At 72.7% G+C, this 20571-nt stretch carries 22 protein-coding genes; 11 read left to right on the forward strand and 11 right to left on the reverse strand.

The genetic code is table 11. The features are described from left to right. Window positions 1-17 precede the first annotated feature (17 nt). A complete protein-coding gene (locus tag C229_RS0107430) occupies window positions 18-968 on the forward strand; it encodes a helix-turn-helix transcriptional regulator (RefSeq protein WP_018654442.1) in 951 nt (316 codons plus the stop codon). Here the strand turns inward: C229_RS0107430 and C229_RS0107435 are convergent. After that, on the reverse strand, window positions 965-1315 hold the full coding sequence (locus C229_RS0107435) for an STAS domain-containing protein (protein WP_018654443.1): 351 nt from the start codon (window positions 1313-1315) through the stop codon (window positions 965-967). The genes C229_RS0107430 and C229_RS0107435 overlap by 4 nt on opposite strands. Window positions 1316-1664: 349 nt before the next feature. Here C229_RS0107435 and C229_RS0107440 point away from each other — a divergent pair, with 349 nt between their 5' ends. The 5 genes from C229_RS0107440 (at window position 1665) to C229_RS0107460 (ending at window position 5665) form a co-directional block, all read left to right on the forward strand. Next, window positions 1665-2357, forward strand: a complete 693-nt coding sequence (locus C229_RS0107440; protein ID WP_018654444.1) for a lysophospholipid acyltransferase family protein — start codon at window positions 1665-1667, stop codon at window positions 2355-2357. A 17-nt stretch (window positions 2358-2374) separates the two neighbouring features. Then, window positions 2375-3079: a hypothetical protein gene (locus C229_RS0107445; RefSeq protein ID WP_018654445.1), complete on the forward strand. Its 705-nt coding sequence runs from the start codon at window positions 2375-2377 to the stop codon at window positions 3077-3079. Between the two features lie 87 nt (window positions 3080-3166). After that, window positions 3167-3346, forward strand: a complete 180-nt coding sequence (locus tag C229_RS0107450) for a hypothetical protein (protein ID WP_018654446.1) — start codon at window positions 3167-3169, stop codon at window positions 3344-3346. Between the two features lie 126 nt (window positions 3347-3472). Next, complete coding sequence (locus C229_RS0107455) at window positions 3473-4801, forward strand: flotillin family protein (RefSeq protein ID WP_018654447.1); 1329 nt, start codon at window positions 3473-3475, stop codon at window positions 4799-4801. 192 nt (window positions 4802-4993) lie between these two features. Next, window positions 4994-5665, forward strand: coding sequence for an NUDIX hydrolase (locus tag C229_RS0107460; protein WP_018654448.1), 672 nt, complete (start codon window positions 4994-4996; stop codon window positions 5663-5665). 9 nt (window positions 5666-5674) lie between these two features. Here the strand turns inward: C229_RS0107460 and C229_RS0107465 are convergent, their stop codons facing one another. Then, a complete protein-coding gene (locus tag C229_RS0107465) occupies window positions 5675-6316 on the reverse strand; it encodes a class I SAM-dependent methyltransferase (RefSeq protein ID WP_026313539.1) in 642 nt (213 codons plus the stop codon). 100 nt (window positions 6317-6416) lie between these two features. Here C229_RS0107465 and C229_RS29845 point away from each other — a divergent pair, with 100 nt between their 5' ends. Both C229_RS29845 and hisC read left to right on the forward strand, forming a co-directional pair. After that, window positions 6417-6701, forward strand: a complete 285-nt coding sequence (locus tag C229_RS29845) for a DUF6401 family natural product biosynthesis protein (RefSeq protein WP_155884636.1) — start codon at window positions 6417-6419, stop codon at window positions 6699-6701. Between the two features lie 97 nt (window positions 6702-6798). Beyond that, the gene (gene hisC / locus C229_RS0107475; protein ID WP_018654451.1) at window positions 6799-7878 is read left to right on the forward strand and encodes a histidinol-phosphate transaminase; all 1080 of its coding nucleotides are present in this window, start codon (window positions 6799-6801) and stop codon (window positions 7876-7878) included. 66 nt (window positions 7879-7944) lie between these two features. Here hisC and C229_RS0107480 read toward each other — a convergent pair whose 3' ends face one another. From C229_RS0107480 to purB, 4 genes are all read right to left on the reverse strand, one after another. After that, window positions 7945-9273: a transcriptional regulator gene (locus C229_RS0107480; protein WP_051108920.1), complete on the reverse strand. Its 1329-nt coding sequence runs from the start codon at window positions 9271-9273 to the stop codon at window positions 7945-7947. A 499-nt stretch (window positions 9274-9772) separates the two neighbouring features. Further along, complete coding sequence (gene murA, locus C229_RS0107485; protein ID WP_026313541.1) at window positions 9773-11071, reverse strand: UDP-N-acetylglucosamine 1-carboxyvinyltransferase; 1299 nt, start codon at window positions 11069-11071, stop codon at window positions 9773-9775. A gap of 452 nt (window positions 11072-11523) precedes the next feature. Continuing rightward, window positions 11524-12315 (reverse strand): MOSC domain-containing protein, encoded by a 792-nt coding sequence (locus tag C229_RS0107490; protein ID WP_018654454.1) that lies wholly within the window; start codon window positions 12313-12315, stop codon window positions 11524-11526. 29 nt (window positions 12316-12344) lie between these two features. Continuing rightward, the gene (gene purB / locus C229_RS0107495; protein WP_018654455.1) at window positions 12345-13655 is read right to left on the reverse strand and encodes an adenylosuccinate lyase; all 1311 of its coding nucleotides are present in this window, start codon (window positions 13653-13655) and stop codon (window positions 12345-12347) included. 209 nt (window positions 13656-13864) lie between these two features. Between purB and C229_RS0107500 the strand changes: the two genes are divergently transcribed. Further along, entirely contained in the window at window positions 13865-14206 is a 342-nt protein-coding gene (locus tag C229_RS0107500; protein ID WP_018654456.1) for an LppU/SCO3897 family protein, read from the forward strand. Window positions 14207-14245: 39 nt separating this feature from the next. Here C229_RS0107500 and purD read toward each other — a convergent pair whose 3' ends face one another. After that, entirely contained in the window at window positions 14246-15493 is a 1248-nt protein-coding gene (gene purD, locus C229_RS0107505) for a phosphoribosylamine--glycine ligase (protein WP_018654457.1), read from the reverse strand. Window positions 15494-15895: 402 nt separating this feature from the next. Here purD and C229_RS0107510 point away from each other — a divergent pair, with 402 nt between their 5' ends. Next, window positions 15896-16996, forward strand: a complete 1101-nt coding sequence (locus tag C229_RS0107510) for a magnesium and cobalt transport protein CorA (RefSeq protein WP_018654458.1) — start codon at window positions 15896-15898, stop codon at window positions 16994-16996. Here C229_RS0107510 and C229_RS0107515 read toward each other — a convergent pair. Then, window positions 16993-17577 (reverse strand): dihydrofolate reductase family protein, encoded by a 585-nt coding sequence (locus tag C229_RS0107515; RefSeq protein WP_018654459.1) that lies wholly within the window; start codon window positions 17575-17577, stop codon window positions 16993-16995. The genes C229_RS0107510 and C229_RS0107515 overlap by 4 nt on opposite strands. A 70-nt stretch (window positions 17578-17647) precedes the next feature. Between C229_RS0107515 and C229_RS0107520 the strand changes: the two genes are divergently transcribed. Beyond that, window positions 17648-18217 carry a TetR/AcrR family transcriptional regulator gene (locus C229_RS0107520; RefSeq protein WP_018654460.1) on the forward strand — a complete coding sequence of 190 codons (570 nt, stop codon included), beginning with the start codon at window positions 17648-17650 and terminating at the stop codon, window positions 18215-18217. On the opposite strand, the gene C229_RS0107525 is transcribed toward C229_RS0107520, so the two are convergent. From C229_RS0107525 to C229_RS0107535, 3 genes are read right to left on the reverse strand one after another with little or no spacing between them, the layout of a single operon-like run. Continuing rightward, window positions 18207-18854: a response regulator gene (locus C229_RS0107525; protein WP_018654461.1), complete on the reverse strand. Its 648-nt coding sequence runs from the start codon at window positions 18852-18854 to the stop codon at window positions 18207-18209. The two genes, C229_RS0107520 and C229_RS0107525, sit on opposite strands and share 11 nt — an antisense overlap. Beyond that, window positions 18851-19972 (reverse strand): sensor histidine kinase, encoded by a 1122-nt coding sequence (locus C229_RS0107530; RefSeq protein ID WP_018654462.1) that lies wholly within the window; start codon window positions 19970-19972, stop codon window positions 18851-18853. Before C229_RS0107530 ends, C229_RS0107525 begins: the two co-directional genes overlap by 4 nt. Then, a complete protein-coding gene (locus C229_RS0107535) occupies window positions 19969-20520 on the reverse strand; it encodes a hypothetical protein (protein WP_018654463.1) in 552 nt (183 codons plus the stop codon). The genes C229_RS0107530 and C229_RS0107535 overlap by 4 nt, the downstream gene beginning before the upstream one ends. Window positions 20521-20571: the final 51 nt, after the last annotated feature.

Here is a 20571-nt window from a genome sequence, read left to right on the forward strand (position 1 = left end):
CCGGGGAGACTTCGGCGGTGATCAGCACCTCCGCCCGCCTCCTGCGCCTGCTCGCGCTGCTGTCCACCCGGCCGACGTGGACCTGCCGCGAGCTGGCCGAGCGGATGGCCGTCACCGACCGCACGGTCCGCCGCGACGTCGCCCGGCTGCGGGAACTCGGCTACGGCGTCGAGTCCGAGCCCGGCCCGTGGGGCGGTTACCGCCTCGGCGGCGCCGGGCGGGTGCCGCCGCTCGTCCTGGACGAGGAGGAGGCGCTGGCCGTGGCCGTCGCGCTGCGGGAGGCCGCGCTGAGCGGCGTCCTCGGCGGCGACCGGGCGGCGCTGTCCGCGCTGTCGAAGCTGCGGGCGCTCCTCCCGGCCCGCGTCGCCGGACGGCTGGCCGGGATGGACGCCGTCTTCGTGCACACGCCCAGGCGCGGAAGCCGTCCGATCGCGCCCGGCACGCTGCCGGACCTGGCCGCCGCCTGCCGCCGGGGCGAACGCGTCCGGCTGGCGTACCGGGACCACGCGGGCCTGGCCACGGTCCGGGACGTGGACCCCTACCGGGTCGTCTACACGGGGCTGCGCTGGTACTTCGTCGCCCGCGACGTGGACCGCGACCGGTGGCGGACGTTCCGCGCCGACCGCGTCGCCGGGGTGGAGCCGACCGGGCGCCCGGCCGAACTCGCGGACCCGCCGGACGCGGCGCGGCTCGTCTCCGAGGGCATCGCGGGCGTCGTGTACCCGGTGTACGCGACCGTCCGGCTTCCGCACCCAATGGGCCGGGCGCTGCGGCTGGTCCCGCCGACGATCGGCGCGCACCGTCCGGACGGGCCGGACGCGACGGTCGTGGAGATCGGCGGCAACGACGCCGACCAGCTCGTCACCTATCTTCTCGGGCTGGGCACCGCGCTCCGGGTGCTGTCGCCCGACGCGGTGCGCGAGGGGCTGCTGCGCCGCGTCCGCGAGCTGGCCGAGGACAACGGCTAGGAGGCGGTCGGGGCGAAGGTGCCGATGGCGTCGGCGAGGGTCTCGTGGACCGGGATGTACTGGTCGACGGCGGTGATGTGGAAGACGCGGCGGACGCGCGGCGTCAGCGAGATGAGGGCGAGCGGGACGGCGCGTTCGGTGGCGCGGCGGTTGGCGACGATGACGGCGTTGAGGCCGGTGGAGTCGCAGAAGGTGACGTCGCGCATGTCGACGACGAGGGGGCGGCCGGCGTCGAGGGCGTCGAGGAGGGACGCCTCGAAGCGTTCGCGGGAGACGAGGTCGAGTTCTCCGCGCACGAGGACGACCGTGCAGCTCTCGTGCCGTACCAGGGCGAGGTCGAAATCCATGGGCACCTTCAGGGGCAGGGGCTTCCAGCATGGCAAACGCGGCGCGCGAGTCCAAGCCCGCGCGTCGGGGCGTGGCGGGACGTCACGGGCCGGTGTCCCGGGGGCCATGCAGGCGTCACCGAATGGCCGCCACGACGGGGAGTGATATTGCTCACGCACGGGAACTCGACATTACCGACGAGGAACTTACTAATCGGTAAGGAATGGATTCGCACTCCGCAGAAAAGTGAATTTTCTTCCGGTTTCACGGGTTCTGACCTGCGGAGACGTCGCAAGCCCGCGCGGCCGGCGGAAACCCTACGGATCGGTACGCCGTTACAGTGACGAGTGCCGAATTCGGGAGGCCCGGGTGTTCTACACGTTCATGTCGCGCGTCGTCGCGCCGATCCTGCGGCTGATCTTCCGGCCGCGCGTCGAGGGCGCCGCGAACGTGCCACGCCACGGCCCGCTCATCGTCGCCAGCAACCACCTGTCGTTCATCGACAGCTTCATCATCCCGCTGTCGCTGCCCCGGCCCGTCACCTACATCGCCAAGGCCGAGTACTTCGGCGGCGGCGGCCTCAAGGGACGGTTCGTGCACTGGTTCATGACCACGCTCGGGCACGTCCCCATCGAGCGCGGCGCCCAGCGCGCCGCCATGGGCGCCCTCGAACAGGCCGTCGGCATCCTCGACGGCGGCGGCGCGTTCGCCATCTACCCCGAGGGCACCCGCTCACCGGACGGACGCCTCTACCGGGGCCGGACGGGCGTCGGCTGGCTCGTCCTGGCGTCCGGCGCGCGGGTGCTGCCCGTCGGGCTCGCCGGCACCGAGAAGATCCAGCCCATCGGCACCGGGCGGCCCCGCGTCTTCGCGCCGCGCCCCACGATCCGGTTCGGCGAACCCATGGACTTCACCCACTACCAGGGCCTTCCGCCCGCCAAGGCGCGCCGCGCCATCACCGACGAGATCGTCGAGGAGATCGGCAAGCTCAGCGGGCAGGAGTACGCGGGCTCCTACAACGAGCGCGCGGACGGCGCGTCCCCGCGTCAACGCCCGGATTGAGCCCTAAAGTCGCGCCCATGAAGCGCGCGCCGAAGCTCCCCGCCGCCCTGCTCGTCGGCGCGGGCCTGCTCGCGGGCTGCGGCGGCGGAGACGACGGCGCCCGCCCCGGCCCGCCGCCGTCCACCGGACGCGCCGCGCTGGCGGGCACCGGCTACACCTCCGACCAGCTCGAACAGGCGCTGCTGACCGACCTGCCCGGGTTCCGGCGGGTCGGTGAGCCCGAGTCCGGCGAGTACGGCACGCTCGCGCCCGTCCAGCGCGTCGAGCAGCTCCAGCGGCAGGTCCGCATCGACAAGAAGCGCTGCTCGGACGCCACCGGCGAACGCGTCATCGACCGGACCATGCCCGCCGCCATCACCTCGTTCGCCAAGAGCAACGGCGTCAGCGCCACCCAGACGCTGCTCGGCGTCCCCGACGCCGAGGCCGAAGACCTCGTCAAGGTCCGCGTCCCCGCCGGATGCCAGACGTTCCGCACCACCGTCGGCACCCAGTCCTCCGACCACCGCGTCGTCGAGCTGCCGCCCGGCACCCTGGGCGAGGGGTCGCGCACCGTCGGCGTCTCCACCGTCAGCGGCAACTCCAACACCAAGTCCTGGTACGTGGTGCTGCGGGGCCGCCGCCACGTCGTCACGATCAGCCTCTACGGGCCCGTCGCCACCCGCACCGCCGCCGAGGACATCGCCCGCGCCGCCGCCGACCAGGCCCGCCGTGTCCTGCCCTAGCGCCACTCGCGGGCGGGCGACCGCGAACGGTACCTTTCCGGTACACGCGACGGAGTGGGGGACTTCTTGGTCGGCAAGGAGGGCCGGGTGACCGGTCGCATCGGCCCGGGGCTGGTCGGTGAGGTCATGATCCCGATCCGGGGCGGCGTCGAGGCGTTCTACGCCCACCCCTCCGATCCGCGCGAGGAGATCACGGTCGGGACGATCGTCGTCGTGGTCGAGTACCACCCGCCGCGCACGGTCTACGTGGCGCACGCGCTGGGCTGACCCGCCGCTGACCAGGTCCGGCCGGAAAATCGGGCGAACCGTGCAGGGCTCCGCTGCGTCTGATGGGCACGGAAGCGACGGCCGCACCGTCGCGGCCCGCCGCCTGCCGACCCCAGAGGAGGCCCCATGCCCATAACCGCCATCCTGATCGGCGCGGTCGTCGCCCTGATCGTGTTGATCGTCCTGTTCAAGATGGTCTGGCGTGTCGCCGAACCGAACGAGGCGCTGATCATCTCCGGGCTGGGGGCGCGGTCCAAGCCGGTCAACGGCCTGGACAGCCTCGGGTTCAAGATCGTCACCGGCAAGGGCACGGCCGTGCTCCCCGGCTTCCAGGTCTCGCGGCGGCTCCGCCTCGACAGCCGCGCCGCCAACCTGGAGGTCAGCTGCGTCACCCAGCAGGGCATCCCGGTGCGGGTGCGCGGCGTCGTCATCTACAAGGTCGGGGACGACTTCGTCTCCATCGCCAACGCCGCCCGCCGCTTCCTGGAGCAGCAGTCCAGCATGGACGGCGCCATCCACGAGCTGTTCACCGGTCACCTGCGCTCCATCATCGGCAACCTGACCGTCGAAGACCTCATCCTCAACCGCGAGCGGATGACCAGCGAGACCCGCAGCTCGGCGGCCGACGAGATGAGCAAGCTCGGCCTGGTCGTCGACTCCCTCCAGATCCAGGAGATCGACGACGAGACCGGCTACATCGTCAACCTGGGCCGCCCGCACGCCGCCAAGATCGCGTCGCTGGCGCGGATCGCGGAGGCCGAGCGCAACCAGGAGGCGACCCGGCGCGAGCAGGAGACGATGCGGGAGAACGCCGCCGTCATCCGCGACACCGAGATCAAGAAGGCCGAGTACGAGGGCGAGGTCTCGCAGGCGGCGCAGCAGGCCCGGCAGGAGGTCATCCTGAAGGAGACCCGCAACGCCGAGCTGGAGGCCGAGCGCACCGAGAAGCGGCTGGAGTCGGAGGTCCGCAAGCCCGCCGACGCCCGCGCCTACGAGCAGGTGCGGATGGCCGAGGCCAAGCGCGAGGAGCGCATCCACTACGCGCAGGCCGCCGCGACCGAGGTGCAGCTCAAGGCGCAGCGGGACGCCGAGGCGACCCGGCTGCTCGGTGAGGCGCAGGCCGACGCGACCCGGCAGAAGGGCCTCGCGGAGGCCGAGGCCATCGCGGCCCGCGCGCGGGCGCTGGCCGAGAACCAGGAGGCCGTCATCGCGCAGCAGCTCGCGGAGAACTGGCCGCAGATCGTCGAGGCGGGCGCCGGGGTGTTCGGCAACGTCGACAACATGGTCGTCCTCAACGGCGCCCAGGGCGTCGAGGACATGCTCGCCAAGGCCCTCACCCTCGGCGGCACCGGCCTGGGCGTGGCCCGCACGCTGCTCAACAACCTGGGCAGCGAGGGCAAGAACGGCCAGGTCGTCCCCGCGTCGAAGGACGTGACAGACCACAACCCGAACTGACGGACCGACCCCGTAAGAGCCCGCACCCGCAACGGGCCAGGGCCGCGCCGTCACGGAGGGCAAGATCATCCGGAGCGAAGTGAGGATGATCTTGCCCTCCGGGGCGGTGCCAAAGGGGCCCTGGCCCCGCCGCGCCGAAGGCGCGGCAAAGCAAACAGAGCACGGCAAGGCAAGCAGGGCTAACGTTCAGGCATGTCCGTACCCCGCCTCGCCGTCACCGTTGATCTCGTCGTGCTGACCGTGCGCGCGCAGCGGCTGTCCGCGCTGATGTGGCGGCGCGACCAGCCGCCCTATCCGGGCGCGTGGTCGCTGCCCGGCGGGTTCATCCAGCTCGACGAGGACCTGCCCGTCGCGGCGGCGCGGTTGATGGCCGAGCGGGCGGGGCTGGCCGACGTCCGCATCCATCTGGAGCAGCTCGCCACCTACGGGTATCCCGACCGCGACCCGCGCCAGCGCGTCGTCAGCGTCGCGTATCTGGGCCTCGCGCCGGACCTGCCCGCGTCGACCCGCGCGCAGGTGCTGTGGACGGCGGTGGACGAGCTGATCGCCGCCCCGGCCGCGTTCGACCACCGCCGCATCCTGTGCGACGGCGTGGAGCGGGCCCGCGCGAAGCTGGAGTACACGTCGCTGGCGGCGGCGTTCTGCCCCCCGGAGTTCACGGTGGCCGAGCTGCGCCGCGTCTACGAGATCGTCTGGGGCACGCCCCTGGACCCCCGCAACTTCCACCGCAAGGTCACCGGCGCCGAGGGCTTCCTGATCCCCACGGGCACCACGACGACCCGCGACGGCGGCCGCCCCGCCCGCCTCTACCGCCGCGGCCCCGCCGAACAACTCCGCCCCCCGATGCTCCGCCCCCGCGCCTGACAACCTCGGTCACCGGGCGATCAGCGCGTAGCGCTCGTCGTGGACGGGACGCCCCCAGAGGTCGGCATCGTCGTGCAGCGGCTCGACACGCGGTGTCAGCGGCGCGACGGCACGTGCCAGATCCGCGGCGGGGACACCGCCGGGCCACGGCAGCCCGGCGGCCTCCGGGACGTACGGGGTGACGGGGTCGTCCTGCCGTCCCCACCGGCCCTCGATCAGGACGAGGCGTCCGCCCGGCCGCAGCCGGGCCGTCCAGGCGGCGAGGGCGGCATGCGGGTCGGGCAGCGTCCACAGCAGGTGGCGGCAGAGGACGACGTCGAACCGCGCGTCGCCGGTGGGCGGGTCGGCGGCGTCACCGACGGCGAAGCGCCCCGGCAGCCCGGCGGCGGCGAACTTGCCACGGGCCTGCGCGATCATCTCCGGGGCCAGGTCGACGCCCGTGACGCGGTGCCCGTCGGCGGCGGCCAGGGCCGCGAGGGAACCGGTGCCGCAGCCCGCGTCGAGCACGTCGGCGGGCGCCGTGGGCAGCCAGCCGCGCATCCGCCGCTGCCAGGCGGCGCGGACGCGCGGGTCGGTGAGGCCGTGGTCGGGCTCGTCGTCGAACGAGGCGGCGCAGGCGTCCCAGAAGCGGGTGAGGGTCGAGGCGGTCATGCCGCCGAGCATGCCGTTCGCCTCTGACAGTTCCGGGGCGACGTTAAAGCTTCTGTGGAGACGGACCGGGCATCGGCGGGGCGTTGCTAGCTTTTTGGGCATGGATGGGGACATCTCCGCTGAGCTGGGAATTCTCGTGCGGGACATCGGTGAGGCGGGCGTCGAGCAGATGGCGACGTCGCCGGGGCTGGCGGCGGCCGTCGACCAGCACGTCGCCGAGGTCCGCGACCTGACGTCCGGCCGCCCCGACGGCCTGGTCGGCTACCTCCACGAGTTCGCCGAGGGCGCGTTCCGGCGCGGCTGGTGGCCGGAGAGCACCCGGGACTGGGAGTTCGTCCGCATCGTCGCCGTCTGCTGGATGCTGCGCCACCCCGAACACGACTGAGCGCCCCTCGGCCCTGCGCACGCAGGCGGACGCGAGGCGCCGGGGGCGGGTCGTAAGGTGGTCGCGACCACCCCTGTTCGAGTCTGGAGGACCCCTGGTGTCCGAGGTGACCGCTCCGCGCTTCCGGTCCGTCCTCGACCGGTTCGCGGCCTACAAGCCCGGCAAGGTCGCGCTGTCGCCCGAGGGGCGTTCGTTCAAGCTCTCGTCCAACGAGTCGCCGCACGAACCGCTGCCCTCGGTACAGAAGGCCATCACCGAGGCGGCGCGGAACATCAACCGCTATCCGGACAACAACGCCACCGCGCTCATCGAGGCCATCGCCGCCGAGTACCGGGTGCCCGCCGAGCAGGTCGCGGTCGGATGCGGGTCGGTCGGCGTCGCGCAGATGCTGCTGGAGGCCGTCGCCGAGCCGGGCGCCGAGATCGTCTACGCGTGGCGGTCGTTCGAGGCGTACCCGCTCCTGGTCGGGCTGTCGGGCGCGACGAGCGTGCAGGTGCCGCTGCGCGACGAGGTCCACGACCTCGACGCCATGGCCGATGCGATCACCCCCGAGACGCGCCTGGTGTTCGTGTGCAACCCCAACAACCCGACGGGCACCGTCGTGGGGCGGCGCGAGCTGGAACGCTTCCTCGACCGCGTCCCCGCCGACTGCCTCGTCGTGCTCGACGAGGCGTACCGCGAGTACGTCCGCGACGACAACGTCCCGGACGGGCTCACGCTGCTGCCGGGGCGGCCGAACCTCGTCGTCCTGCGCACGTTCTCCAAGGCGTACGGGCTCGCGGGGCTGCGCATCGGGTTCCTGGTGGCGCACCCGGAGGTCGCCGGGTCGATCCGCAAGACGTACCTGCCGTTCAGCGTGAACTCGATCGCGCAGGTGGCGGGCGTCGCGTCGCTGGAGGCCGGCGACGAGCTGCGCGCCCGCGTCGCCGCGACCGTCGCCGAACGCGACCGCGTCCGCGACGCCCTCCTCGCCGACGGCTGGACCGTCCCGCACACCGAGGCCAACTTCGTCTGGCTCCGCCTGGGCGACCGCACCGTCGAGTTCTCCGCCGCCTGCGACGCCCACGGCGTCAGCGTCCGCCCCTTCCCCGGCGAGGGCGCCCGCGTCTCCATCGGCTCCCCCGAGGAGAACGACGCCTTCCTCACCGTCGCCGCCACCTACCCCCACCGCACCTGATCCCGTTCCGGGGTGCGGAGGGGGCTGCGTACGGCGTGTCCTCCTTGGCAGGAGTGGGCGGGGGTGTCACGAGCCGGGCCGGGGACCGAGCTTCTCGACGATGAGACGGTAGAGCTGACGGGGGCGGCCCGGCTGCGGGGTGCGGTTGGGCGGCAGGGGCCAGGCCAGGCCCTCTTCCACGAGGGTGCGGAGCAGACGGCGGGCCGTGCGCGGCGTGACGCCGAGCATCTTCCCGGCGTTCTCCGCGTCGACGATGAGGGGCTGGTCCTGGTCGCCGAGCTTGTCGGCCAGCCGCGCCAGGATCTCCAGGCCCTTCGGCTTCGCCTGCGGCTGGGTGCGCGGAGGCTGCCGGGGGGCCGGGACGAGCGCGCGGCCGTCACGGTCGAGGGTGAAGCCCTGCGAGCGCTGGGACGACTGCGAGCGGGCCAGCGCCGCCCGCGCGTGGGCCTCGGCCTCGTGGGCGGTGCGGCCCATGCCGATGCCGACCTCGATGGCCAGGCCGAGTTCCTCGCGGACGCGCTCCACGAACGGCGGCGTCCGGAACCCCTCCGTCGACGCGGTCACCGAGCCGCGCGTCGCGATGACCAGGTAGCTGTGGTCGTCCAGCGGCCACACCGACGCGTTCATCCGGTGCGCCTCCTGGAGCAGCACCCGGTGCAGCGCCAGCTTCAGCTCGTCGCGCCAGTACCGGGGCGTGACGCGCCGGGGCGTCTCGCGCAGCGTCGGCACGTCCACGAGGACGGTGACGAGCTGCGACTCCTCCAGCCGGTGGTGGGCGCCGAGCAGCGCCGCCGTCTGGAGGGAGCTGCGGATCGCGGCGCCGGTCGGGCGGACGCGGATCGTCGGGACGCCCGCCAGCTCCATGCGCTCGGCCGTCGCGTGCACGCACGTCATCGCGACGGTGGTCGCGCCGCGCCGCCACAGGCGTTCGTGGAAGGCGGCGAGCGTCCCCGGCCCGGCCGACTCCTCGCGCAGGTGCACCTGGTCGGTGCCGAGGCTGATCTCGGAGTACGCCTCCTCGACCTCGGCGCGGCCGAGCACGTCGATGCTGACCCGGGACGGGTCGAACCGCTCGTCCAGCGACGCCCGCAGCAGCGCGCCCTGCAGGGCTGCGCCGTTGAGCGGGACGAACGTCGCCGGCATCGACAGCACGCCCGCCTTGCGGGCGAAGTCGTAGGGGACCGGGCTCGCGAACAGGCACACGTCCACGCCCGAGCCCAGCCGGACGACCTTGTCGGCCGCCTCCTGTTCGTCCCGGTACGCGGCGGCGACGAGCCGGCTCGGTACCGGGGTGGGGCCGTGGCCCATCAACATGACCCGCTCGACCAGGTCATGCGGTCCGACGACGCCGATCGTGAGATCGGGTGCGACGGACCCCGTCCGTGCGGTCGTCATCGGTGTCCGCTCGCTTCCCGCCCGGACGGGCAGGCCCGTTCCGGTTCCGGCCATGCGTTCGCGCACGCTCCGCCCAACGTCTGACTCATGGCTTGTCGCCCCTGCCTTGTGACCCTGCACCGCAGTTCCCGTGCGATTCGTTCCTCGTGGGCAGATCGGGTCGGGGCGACGTAGCGTGACGCCCAGACGCGAAATCGAATCAAGAGTGCGGCGAAAAAGTAACCTACGCGACCCCCCAGGAAGTAATTTGTCACCATTCGGCCAGCCTTGATCCTGCATCTTGGGTCGTCCGAAGTTGAAAAACAAGACCCGAAATCCTCGAAGGGGCCCGCCCGGTGACGCTCGCGCGCCCCGGGGAGCCCCCTCGGAAGCCGGATCGGACGCCGCTCCGCCGGACTACCCCCCGAACGGCGGCCGAAATCGGCGAAAGACGATCTATCTGGCTGGCTGGCCGGTATCGGCCTCATCCGCCACTGGAGTGGCTACTTGACCGGTTCTGTCATCCGGCTTCGCGGACGATGTCGGCGCCGAGCTGCGAAAGCCGCTCGGCCGTGTGCGCGTGACCCCGGTCAAGGTAGTACGCGGACGTGATCGTCGTCTCGCCCTCGGCGGCCAGCCCGGCGAGGACCAGCGCGCTGCCGCAGCGCAGGTCGTGAGCCTCCACCTGCGCGCCGCGCAGCGTCGGGCCGCCGTCCGCGCGTCCGTTCACCTTCGCGCGGGCGCCGTCCACCTCGATGTCGGCGCCCATCTTGCGCAGTTCGTCGGCCAACTTGAACCGGCCGTCGAAGATGCGCTCGTAAATGTAGGACGGGCCGTCCGCAAAGCAGGACAGCGCCATGATCGGTGACTGGAGGTCGGTCGCGAAGCCCGGGTACTCGTCGGTGATGACGTTGATCGGCCGCAGCGGCCGGTCGCGCCGGACCTGGAGCACCGCGCCCTGCTGGTGGAACTCGACGCCCATCTGCTCCAGCTTGTCGGCCGCGACGCCGAGGTGCTCGGAGTTGGCGCCGACGAGGTTCAGGTCGCCGCCGGTGATCGCGGCCGCCATGACGAACACGCCCGCGTCGATGCGGTCGGGCATGACCGTGTGCTGCACCGCGTGCAGCGAGTCCACGCCCTCGACCGTGATGAACCCGGTGCCGCCACCGGTGATCTTCGCGCCCATCGCCTGGAGCAGCGCGATGTTGTCCAGGACCTCCGGCTCCAGCGCCGCGTTCTTGATCAGCGTCGTGCCCTTGGCGAGCGCCGCCGCCATGATCAGGTTCTCGGTGCCGGTGTGCGAGGGCGTGTCGCAGTAGAGCGTGCCGCCGCGCAGCTCACCGGCCTTGATGTGGATGACGCCGTCGCCGTTGTCCGCGACCTGCTCGGTGACGGTCGCGCCCATGCGCTTGAAGCCGTTGTAGTGGAAGTCGAGGTTGCGGCTGCCGAGGTTGCAGCCGCCGACGCCCTCGATCACGGCCTCACCGAGCCGGTGCAGCAGCGCCGGGACGAACAGGAACGACCCCCGGAACCGCGCCGCGATGTCGGCCGGCAGCACCGGACTGTTCAGCGTGGAGGCGTCGATGACGAGCGTGCGCTCGGCCTCGTGCAGCTCGGCCTTGGCGCCGAGCGCCTGGGCCAGCTCGACGGCCCGGCGGACGTCCTCGATGATCGGGACGTTGCGCAGGACGGTGCGGCCCTCGGCGGCCATCAGCGAGGCCCCGATCATCGGCAGGACCGCGTTCTTCGCGCCCTGGATGAAGACGGTGCCGTGCAGCCGCCGGCCCCCGCGTACGCGATAGCGAACGTCATGGCCCATGTTCATGCGTTGTGACTCCTTCAACTGCGGGGTCGGTGCCTGCCGGAACGGAGAGGCGGCCGTGCGGCCGGGCCGCGTCGCGGCGGGGCACGGAGGCCGTGGGCGTGCGCCGGACATGATCGTCCTCGGCTCGCTACGCGAACCCAGTAAACCATCGCGCCGGGCGTGCGGGGTCCGGCGCCGGGGCATGTCCGGATCTTCGTCTCGGGTGGGCGCGTTCCCGCCGCCGTCCCCGGGCGTGGGGTGCCGGGGGCGGAGCCGGGGAGCGCCCGCGGGCCGCTCGCGCCGGACCGGTGTGCGGCTGCGCGGGCCGAACTCCGGTCCACCGCGGGTGACCCGGTGGCCTGTCCACTCTCTCCGCAACATGAGACCCGGGAGCGCCCGAAATGGTTCACATGTTCGGCATGGTCATCTTGTCGGGTCTCGGGCGGGTCCGGTGACCTGCGCGGCCGTCACATGGCGCGTTCCAGGATCTCGACCGGATCTCCGACCGTGAGCGTGCCCAGCGAACGCGGCGCGGCGTTGTAACCGAAGACGATGCCGCGGTCGACCTTGCGGTAGAGCGCCAGCGTGCGGAGCGGTTCGCGGCCCCGCACGGCCGTCTCCTGATCGGTGGTGGTGATGACGCAGCGGGTGCTCGGCTTGACCATCTCGATCTCGGCGGGGCCGACGCGCAGCCGCCGGACCGTGTCCTCGCCGTAACGGCCGAGGCCCTGCACGACGAGGTTGGGACGGAACCGGTTCATCGGCAGCGGCTCGTCCAGCCGGGAGTTGAGGTCTTCCAGGGACTCCACCGAGATCACCAGCAGCGGGTGCCCGTCGGCGTAGTGGATCTCGTCGCCGCGCGAACTGGCGCGATGCCCCGTGAACCGGACGAGCCGGCAGTCGCGCCGGATCGCCGCCGACAGCCACGCCGCCGCCTCGTCGCCCTGGTCGACGCCGAGGCACATCGTCGAGTGGACGTTGACGTCGCACACGGGCCCGTCCATCGTGGCCTTGTGGACGAGCGGCTCGGCCGCCGACGCCGTGCTCAGGCCGACCGTGAGCACGTCGCCGTCGAACTCCGGGCGCAGCAGGGCCAGCCGGGGGACCTGCCGCTGCGACAGATACCGGCCCTCGGGATTGACGAGCATGAACTCGCGGTCCCAGCGGAGCCCGGCGGGTGTCAGCTCCGCGTGCTGCACCGCCGTGCCGCCGCCGCTCTTCAGCGGGTACACGTTCAGCTCGGTCAGAGTCGCGTCCACGAGGTCCCCCGGGTGTGGATTCGGCGCCGTTACGTCAGCGCGGCCAGCTTCTCGAACATCGGCTCCAGGCGGGCGACGAAACGCTCGGGGCGCGACACCTCGTCCAGGCGGGACTCGTCCAGCGTGAGGCCCTGCGCGGCGGCCTCCGCGCGGAGCGTGTCGCGGAACGGGACGCCGGTCTCCCAGGTGCGCATCGCGGCCTTCTGGACGAGCGGGTACGCCTCGTCGTCGCGGGACATGCCCGCGTCGACCAGCTCCAGCAGGACGGTCGAGGTGAAGATGAGGCCGCCGGTGGAGTCGAGGTTGTGCCGCATCCGCTCGGTGTCGACGACGAGGCCCGCCATCAGGCGGTTCGTCAGGTTGAGCATGTAGTCGAGGGCGATCGACGCGTCCGGCAGGGCGATCCGCTCGGTGGACGAGTGCGAGATGTCGCGCTCGTGCCAGAGCGGGATGCCCTCCATCACCGGGACGATCTGCGCCCGCACGATCCGCGCCATCCCCGCCAGCCGCTCGGAGATGATCGGGTTCTTCTTGTGCGGCATCGCCGACGAGCCCTTCTGGCCCTTGCCGAACGGCTCCCACAGCTCGCGGACCTCGGTGCGCTGCCCGTGCCGCACCTCCAGCGCGATCGCCTCGCAGACCGTCGCGAGGATGGCCAGCGCGGACGTCCACTCGGAGATGCCGTCGCGCAGGACGACCTGCGTGGACACGTCGGCGGCCGTGAGCCCGAGTTCGCGGGCGACGTGCGCCTCGATCGCCGGGTCGATGTTGGAGTACGTGCCGACGGCGCCGGAGATCGCCATGACGCCGACGGCCTCGCGGGCGCGGCGCAGCCGGTCGCGCGAGCGCGCCGCCGCGAACGCGAAGTCGGCGACGCGGTGGCCCCAGACGTCCGGTTCGCCGTGGATGCCGTGGGTGCGGCCGACGCGGAGGGTGGCGCGGTGCTCCAGGGCGTGGTCGCGCAGCGTGGCGACGAGCGTGTCGGCCTTGGCGAGCAGGATGTCGGTGGCCTCGACGAGTTGGAGCGCGAGCGCGGTGTCGAGCAGGTCGGACGAGGTCATCCCGAAGTGCACGTACGCGGCGGCCTCGCGCGGCTCGGTGTTGTCGGCCCACGCCGACAGGAACGCGATGACGTCGTGCTGGGTGACGGCCTCGATCGCGTGCACCGCCTCGGGCGTCGGCGGCGCCGCCTTGCGCACCGGCTCGACCACCTCGGCGGGGATCGTCCCCGCCTCGGCGTGAGCCTCGACGACGAGCGTCTCCACCCGGCACCAAAGCTCGTACTTGTGCGCGTCACTCCAGACGCGGCCCATCTCCGGAAGCGTGTACCGTTCGATCACGCCCCGATTCTCGCAGGCCCCGCCACGCCCGACGAACCCCACCCCACAGCCTGTGGATAACTTCCCGGCCCGGCGCACGGCAGCCTGATCAGGCAGGACCCGTGTGCTGTGGTGATCGAGACCGAACGAAGATCATTGCGCTATGAGTCCGCGATCGGGTGGGTCTACCGTTCCCTCGTCTTGATCACTTCTCGGATGAGGTTCGTGCTGTGGCGTCAACGTTTCGCTCCCGTCTTCCCCGCGCCTTCGCCGCTCTCGGCGGGCTGGCCGTCTTCATCATCGGGGGGACGGCCTACGCGATGCTGACCGGTGACGCCGACCTGGCCGAGGCCGGCGACTGCGTCGCGCCCGACGGCGCGAACAACGTGAAGGTCGTCGACTGCGGCGACCCGACCGCGAAGTTCACCGTGCTGGGCAAGGAGGACAAGGTCGTCCAGGCCAAGCTGGAGGCCAAGGAGACGTGCAGCGCGTTCGAGGGCACCGAGAGCGCGTTCTGGAAGGGCGTCGAGGGCGGCAACGGCTACATCCTCTGCCTCGGGCCGAAGAAGTAGCGGTCCGCGACGGGCCGGACGCCCGGCCCGTCGCACCCCTCAGTGCTTGGCGGCCTGCTCGGCGATGTCGCGGCGGTGGTGCGAGCCGCGCAGGGCGATGTGCTCGACGGCCGCGTAGGCGTTGCCGCGCGCGGCGGCCAGGTCGGCGCCGGTGCCGACGACGTTGAGCACCCGGCCGCCGTTCGACACCAGGCCCCGGTCGAAGTCGTCCTTGGTGCCCGCGTGCAGCACGTAGGCGTCGGGGACGGCGTCCGCGGCGTCCAGGCCGGTGATCGGGTCGCCCTTGACGGGCGCGGCCGGGTAGTTCTCGGCGGCCACCACGACGGTCACCGCCGCGCCCGGGTACCACGCCAGCTCCAGCTCCGGGTCGAGCGCGCCGAGCGCGCACGCCTGGAGCAGCGTGCCGAGCGGCGTCGCGAGACGGTCCAGGACGACCTGCGTCTCGGGGTCACCGAACCGGGCGTTGAACTCCACGACCCGCACGCCCTGCGACGTCAGCGCCAGACCCGCGTACAGCACGCCGACGTACGGCATCTCGCGGTGGCGCAGCTCGTCCAGCGCGGGCCGCACGACGGTCGCCATGACCTCCTCGACGAGCCCGGGCGGCGCCCACGGCAGCGGCGTGTAGGCGCCCATGCCGCCGGTGTTGGGCCCGGCGTCGCCGTCGTGGGCGCGCTTGAAGTCCTGCGCGGGCAGCAGCGGGACGGCCTGCACCCCGTCGCACAGCGCGAACAGCGAGACCTCGGGGCCGTCCAGGTACTCCTCGACGACGACGCGTTCGCAGCCGTCGGCGTGGTCGAGCGCGGCGGCGCGGTCGCCGGTGACGACGACGCCCTTGCCGGCGGCGAGCCCGTCGTCCTTGACGACGTAGGGCGGGCCGAACGCGTCGAGGGCGGCGACGACCTCGTCCCGCGACTCGCACACGTACGCGGCGGCGGTCGGAATGGACGCCGCCGCCATGATCTCCTTCGCGAACGCCTTGGAACCCTCGATCTTCGCGGCGCGGCGGTCGGGGCCGAAGCAGGCGATGCCCGCGCGGCGCAGCGCGTCACCGACGCCCGCCATCAGCACCACCTCGGGGCCGATGACGACCAGCTCGATCGCGAGCCGCTGCGCCAGCTCGACGACGGCCTTGGGGTCGGCGGGGTCGAGCTGGTGGTTCTCGGCGATCAGCGCCGTCCCCGGGTTGCCGGGCCCGCAGTGCACGGCGGTGACGGACGGGTCGCGGCGCAGGGCGCGGGCGAGCGCGTGCTCGCGGCCACCCGATCCAAGGACGAGTACTCGCACGATCCGGGAGCTTACCGATATCGGGGCCACGGGTCGTCCGGACGGTCGTTCCGGGCAGCGCGCGGCGTGCGGTATCGCGCGGGCGCGGAGTCCCTCCGGCGGCGTCCGGTGCACGCGGGAAAAGGCCCGGAAAAGGCCGTGGGAACCCGTGCGTTCACGGGAGCGTCGCAAATGTCGGCTGGTAGTCTCGGCCGGGTCATTGCCTGTGCAGGAAGGGAGGTGGTCGGGATGAAACCTGGTGATACGTGCAGCTCGCCGGAGAACCCTCACAGTCCGGAGCGGACTGTCCGACCGACCGCCCTCGCACGGCGCACGGCCGTCACGCCTGACGCGCGCTCCCCGATCCCACCCGGGTAGAGCGCGCGCTGAACGCGTGTGGCCGGCGGGTATAGGAGCACCTCAATGGCCATGACGCGAGTCCGTCCCGGACGCGCCACCAAGGCGCTGTTCAAGCCCCGTGGACGCACCGAACAGCTCACGCGCGCCGCCGTCCGCGACACGGCGGTGATCGACTGGGCCGCCTACATCGACGGGCACCGGGTCTGTACCGAGTCGGTGTCGGACGCCGTCCGGCTCGTCCGCGACGGACGGCTCGACGCCGGGAACGAGGAGAGCGCCGGGTTCGTGTGGGTCGGGCTGCACGAGCCGTCCGCCGCCGAGCTGGCCGAGCTGGCCGAGGTGTTCGGGCTGCACGCGCTGGCCGTCGAGGACGCGATCCACGCCCACCAGCGGCCCAAGCTGGAACGCTACGACGACACGCAGTTCCTCGTGATGAAGACGGTCGGCTACGTGCGGCGCCCGCCGGAGCAGGCCGAGGTCGTCGAGACCGGCGAGATCATGGTGTTCTTCGGGGCCGACTTCGTCGTGACGGTCCGGCACGGGGAGCACGGCGAGCTGGGGCCGGTGCGGCGCCGCCTGGAGCGGACGCCCGAGCGGCTGGCGTTCGGCCCGGCCGCCGTCCTGCACGCCATCGCGGACCGCGTCGTGGACGGCTACGTGAACGTCGCGGACGCCGTCCAGGAGGACATCGACGAGGTCGAGGAGGCGGTGTTCTCGCCGGAGCGCACCGACGAGGCCCGCCGCATCTACCGGCTCAAGCGCGAGGTGATCCAGCTCAAGCGCGCCGTCGGCCCCCTGGCCGGGCCGCTGCGCAGCCTGGGCGGGCGCCGGTTCGTGCCGGACGACATCCGCGAGTACCTGCGCGACGTCGAGGACCACCTGACGCGCGTCCGCGAGCAGGTGGAGTCCTACGACGAGCTGCTGAACCCGATCCTGGCGGCCCACATGACCCAGGTGACCGTCGCGGACAACAAGGACATGCGGAAGATCTCGGCGTGGGGCGCGATCTTCATGGTGCCGACCGCCATCGCGGGGATCTACGGGATGAACTTCGAGTCCATGCCGGAGACGGAGTGGGCGTTCGGATACCCGATGATCCTGTCCGTCATCGCGCTGGCGTGCTTCTCGCTCTACCGGGGATTCCGCCGCAACGGCTGGCTCTAGCGGCGCGAGTACCAGGCGACGCGGACGCCGTTGTCGAACGCGCGGGACTCGTCCGGCTGGAACTCGGTGGGGCTGAACGGGCCGTCGAAGACCGGGATGCCGCCGCCCGCGACGACCGGGTACTGCTTGAGGACGAGTTCGTCGATCTCGGGCAGCAACGCGCCCGCGAGCTTGCCGCCGCCGCACAGCCAGATGTTCAGGCCGTCCTCCTCCTTCAGGTCGCGGACGACGGGCAGGGGGTCGGAGTCGATGAGCGTGACGTCCGGTTCGCCGGTGCTGCCGAGGCTGGTCGAGACGACGTACTGACGCAGGTGCGCGTACGGGCTCGTCACGCCGGGGTCGGCCCGGTAGGTGGCCAGGCCCATGAGGATCGTGTCGAAGCCGCGGTTGGGGGCGTCCACCGGCATGCCGATCTGCGGCCGGAACCGGGTGGGGATCGCCTCGGGGAACCGCTCGGTCATCCACCGCCGGTAGGCGGCGAGCCGTTCGCCCTCGCCCTGCGGGTAGAAGTCGAACTCGCCGCCGGGACCGGCGATGTAGCCGTCGAGGGAGACGCCGATGTAGTAGACCAGCTTGCGCATATATTGCTCCGTTCGTAGTACTCTGTTTGGAGTGGTTTAACCGTAGTACTACGTTTGGAGTGGTGTCAACGTGCGGAGCAACCCGGAGCGGCGCGCGGCGCTGGTGGACGCGGCGATCGAGGTCCTGGCCGAGCAGGGCGCGCGGGGCCTGACGTTCCGGTCGGTCGATCAGCGGGCGGGCGTCCCGGCGGGCACGGCGTCCAACTACTTCGCCAACCGGGACGACCTGCTCATGCAGGCCGGAGCGCGCGTCTACGAACGGCTCGTCCCCGACGACGCCGTCCTTGAGGCGAGCGTCTCCGGCACGACCGTGGACGACTTCCTCGCGGCCATGCGCGAGACCGTCGCCCGCGTCGCCGCCTTCCCCACCGGGCACCTCGCGCTGCTCGAACTCCGGCTGGAGGCCACCCGGCGCCCGGAGCTGCGGCGCGTCCTGACCGAGCGCGTCCGCGCCGACATGGACTTCAACGTCGCGAACCAGCGCGCGTCCGGCCTGCCGGGCGACGCGACCTCCGTCCACCTGCTGATGCTCGCGCTCACCGCCCTCATCACCGACCAGATCACGCTTCCCGGCCTGCGGACCGACGCCGAGCGCGACGCGCTCGTGGCCGCGGCGGTGCGGCGGCTCGTCAGCGCATGAGGCCCGCGCGGTGCGCGATCACGGCGAGCGCCGTGCGGTCGCGGGCGTCGAGTTTGGTGAGGATGCGGCTCACGTAGGTGCGGGCCGTCGCCGGGCTGATGTGCAGCGCGCGGCCGATCTCCTCGTTGGTCTCGCCCTCCGCGACGCGCACCAGCACGGCGCGCTCGCGCTCGGTCAGCGTCGCCAGGCGGGGATCGGGGCGTTGCCGGGGCGTGTCGGCCAGGTGCTCCATGACGCGGCGGGCGATCGACGGCGACAGCGGGTTGCCGCCCCCGGCCGCCGTGCGCACGGCGCCGCGCAGGTCGTCGGCGCGGGCGTCCTTGAGCAGGTATCCGGCGGCGCCGAGGCGGACGGCCTCGACGATCTCGTCCTCGTCGTCGAACGTGGTGAGGACGACGACGCGGACGTCCGCGAGCGCCGGGTCGGCGCGGATCTGCGCCGTCGCGGCCAGGCCGCCGGTGCCGGGCATCCGCAGGTCCATCAGAACGACGTCGGGGCGCAGCTCGCGCGCCCGCGCCACGCCCGCCCGCCCGTCGCCCGCCTCCGCGACGACCGCGATGTCCGGATCGTTCTCCAGCAGGGCGCGCAGGCCCGCGCGGACGAGGTCCTGGTCGTCCACGAGCACGACGCGGATCACGGTTCCTCCAGCGGCAGGGTCGCGCGGACGACGAAGCCGTCCGGTTCGCGCGCGGCGGTGAGCGTGCCGCCGAGCGCCCGCGCGCGCTCGGTCATGCCCGCGATGCCGTGGCCCGGCGGGCCGGGATCGGCCGCGCCGTCGTCGCGGACGGTCAGGTGCAGCGTTCCCCCGCTCACCCGGGCGGACACCGCGAGGCGCGCCGCGTCCGCGTGCCGGACGGCGTTCGTCACCGACTCCTGGACGATCCGGTACGCGGCCGAGTCGACGGTGCCGGGCAGGCCGGGGACGTCCACGTCCGTCGTGACCTCCAGTCCGGCGCTCTCGGCCGGGGCGACCAGCTCGGGCAGGCTCGCCAGGGACGGCGACGCGGGCGGCTCGCCCGGCGCGCGCAGCACCGCGACCGTGCGGCGCAGCTCCCGCAGGGCGGTTCCGGCCGCGTCCTTGACCACGTCGAGAGCGGCGTTCCGCTCCGGTGGGCCGGGCGCCTCGCGGGCGACGTCGGCGTGCAGCGAGATCACCGCGACCGTGTGGCCGAGGGAGTCGTGCAGGTCGCGGGCGATCGCGAGCCGTTCGGCGTGCGCGCGGCGTTCGGCGTCGCGTTCGCGCTGCCGCGCCGTCAGCTCGGTGACGCGGCGCTGCTCGGCCTGCTGCGCGCGGCGGGCCCGCAGCGCGTCACCGAGCGCGATGGCCGCCGCCATCAGCGCGACGTGCCCGGCCAGCTCGTAGCCGACGACGTACGCGGCGTCCTGCCCCTCGGCGAGCCGGAACGCCAGCGACACCGCGACGGCGACGGCCGCCGCCCCGGCCGCGAGCGCCGGGCGTCCCGCCTCCGCCGCCGAGAACAGCGCCGCCGCCAGCGGCACCGCCAGCCCGATCGCCGGAAAACCCGCCGCGTAGTACGCGAAAAGCCCCAGCACGGACACGATGAGGACCAGGCGCGGATAGCGGCGCCGGGCGAACATCAGCGCCCCGAGACCGGCCGCCCACAGGAACGCGACACCGCCCGGACCGTGCCGTCCGCCGTGGTTCGACGCGATCAGCACCGACACCGTCACGGCCACCCCGACCGCCAGCGTTCCATCGACCGTCCACGCCGGAACGCGCAGGTCCGTCCTCATGCCGCCATTCTTCCGAGCCCGATGACCAGGCACGGAACCGCCACGGCGAGGAACACCGGGGCCGCGAGCGCTCCGCACCAGAAGCTCGGCGCGTTCCGGCGCGCCGGGAGGCGGAGCGCGGCGAGACCCGCGACCGTGACGGCCGCCGCGAGCAGGTAGAGGACGGAGAGGTCGAAGACCCCCGCCAGCGGGGCGAAGTGCACGCCGACGATCACCAGCAGGACCGGGGCGAAGAGGTCCGTCCGGCCTCGCCCGCGCAGGACCGCGTACGCGGCGAGCGCGGCGGCGACCTCCAGCGCGCACATCGCGAGGTAGACGATCCATGACGGTTCGCCCACGACCATCGCGCTGCCGTCGCCGTAGACCTTGATCCCGTTGTACGTGCCGACGCCCGCCAGCACGGCGCCGGCCACGCTCAGGACGCCCAGGTAGACGCGGGCCGCGACGGACGGCGGGCGCTCCTGCGCCCAGCCGGACCACGCGAACGCCGCCAGGCCGAGGATGCCCGCCGTCAGGAGGAGGTCCCGGGCGTACTCGGACTCGAACATGGCGGATCTCCGATTCTGCGTGCGCGTTCCGCCACCGTACTCAGCGGCTTC

The organism is Actinomadura flavalba DSM 45200 (assembly GCF_000374305.1).
Lineage (GTDB): Bacteria > Actinomycetota > Actinomycetes > Streptosporangiales > Streptosporangiaceae > Spirillospora > Spirillospora flavalba.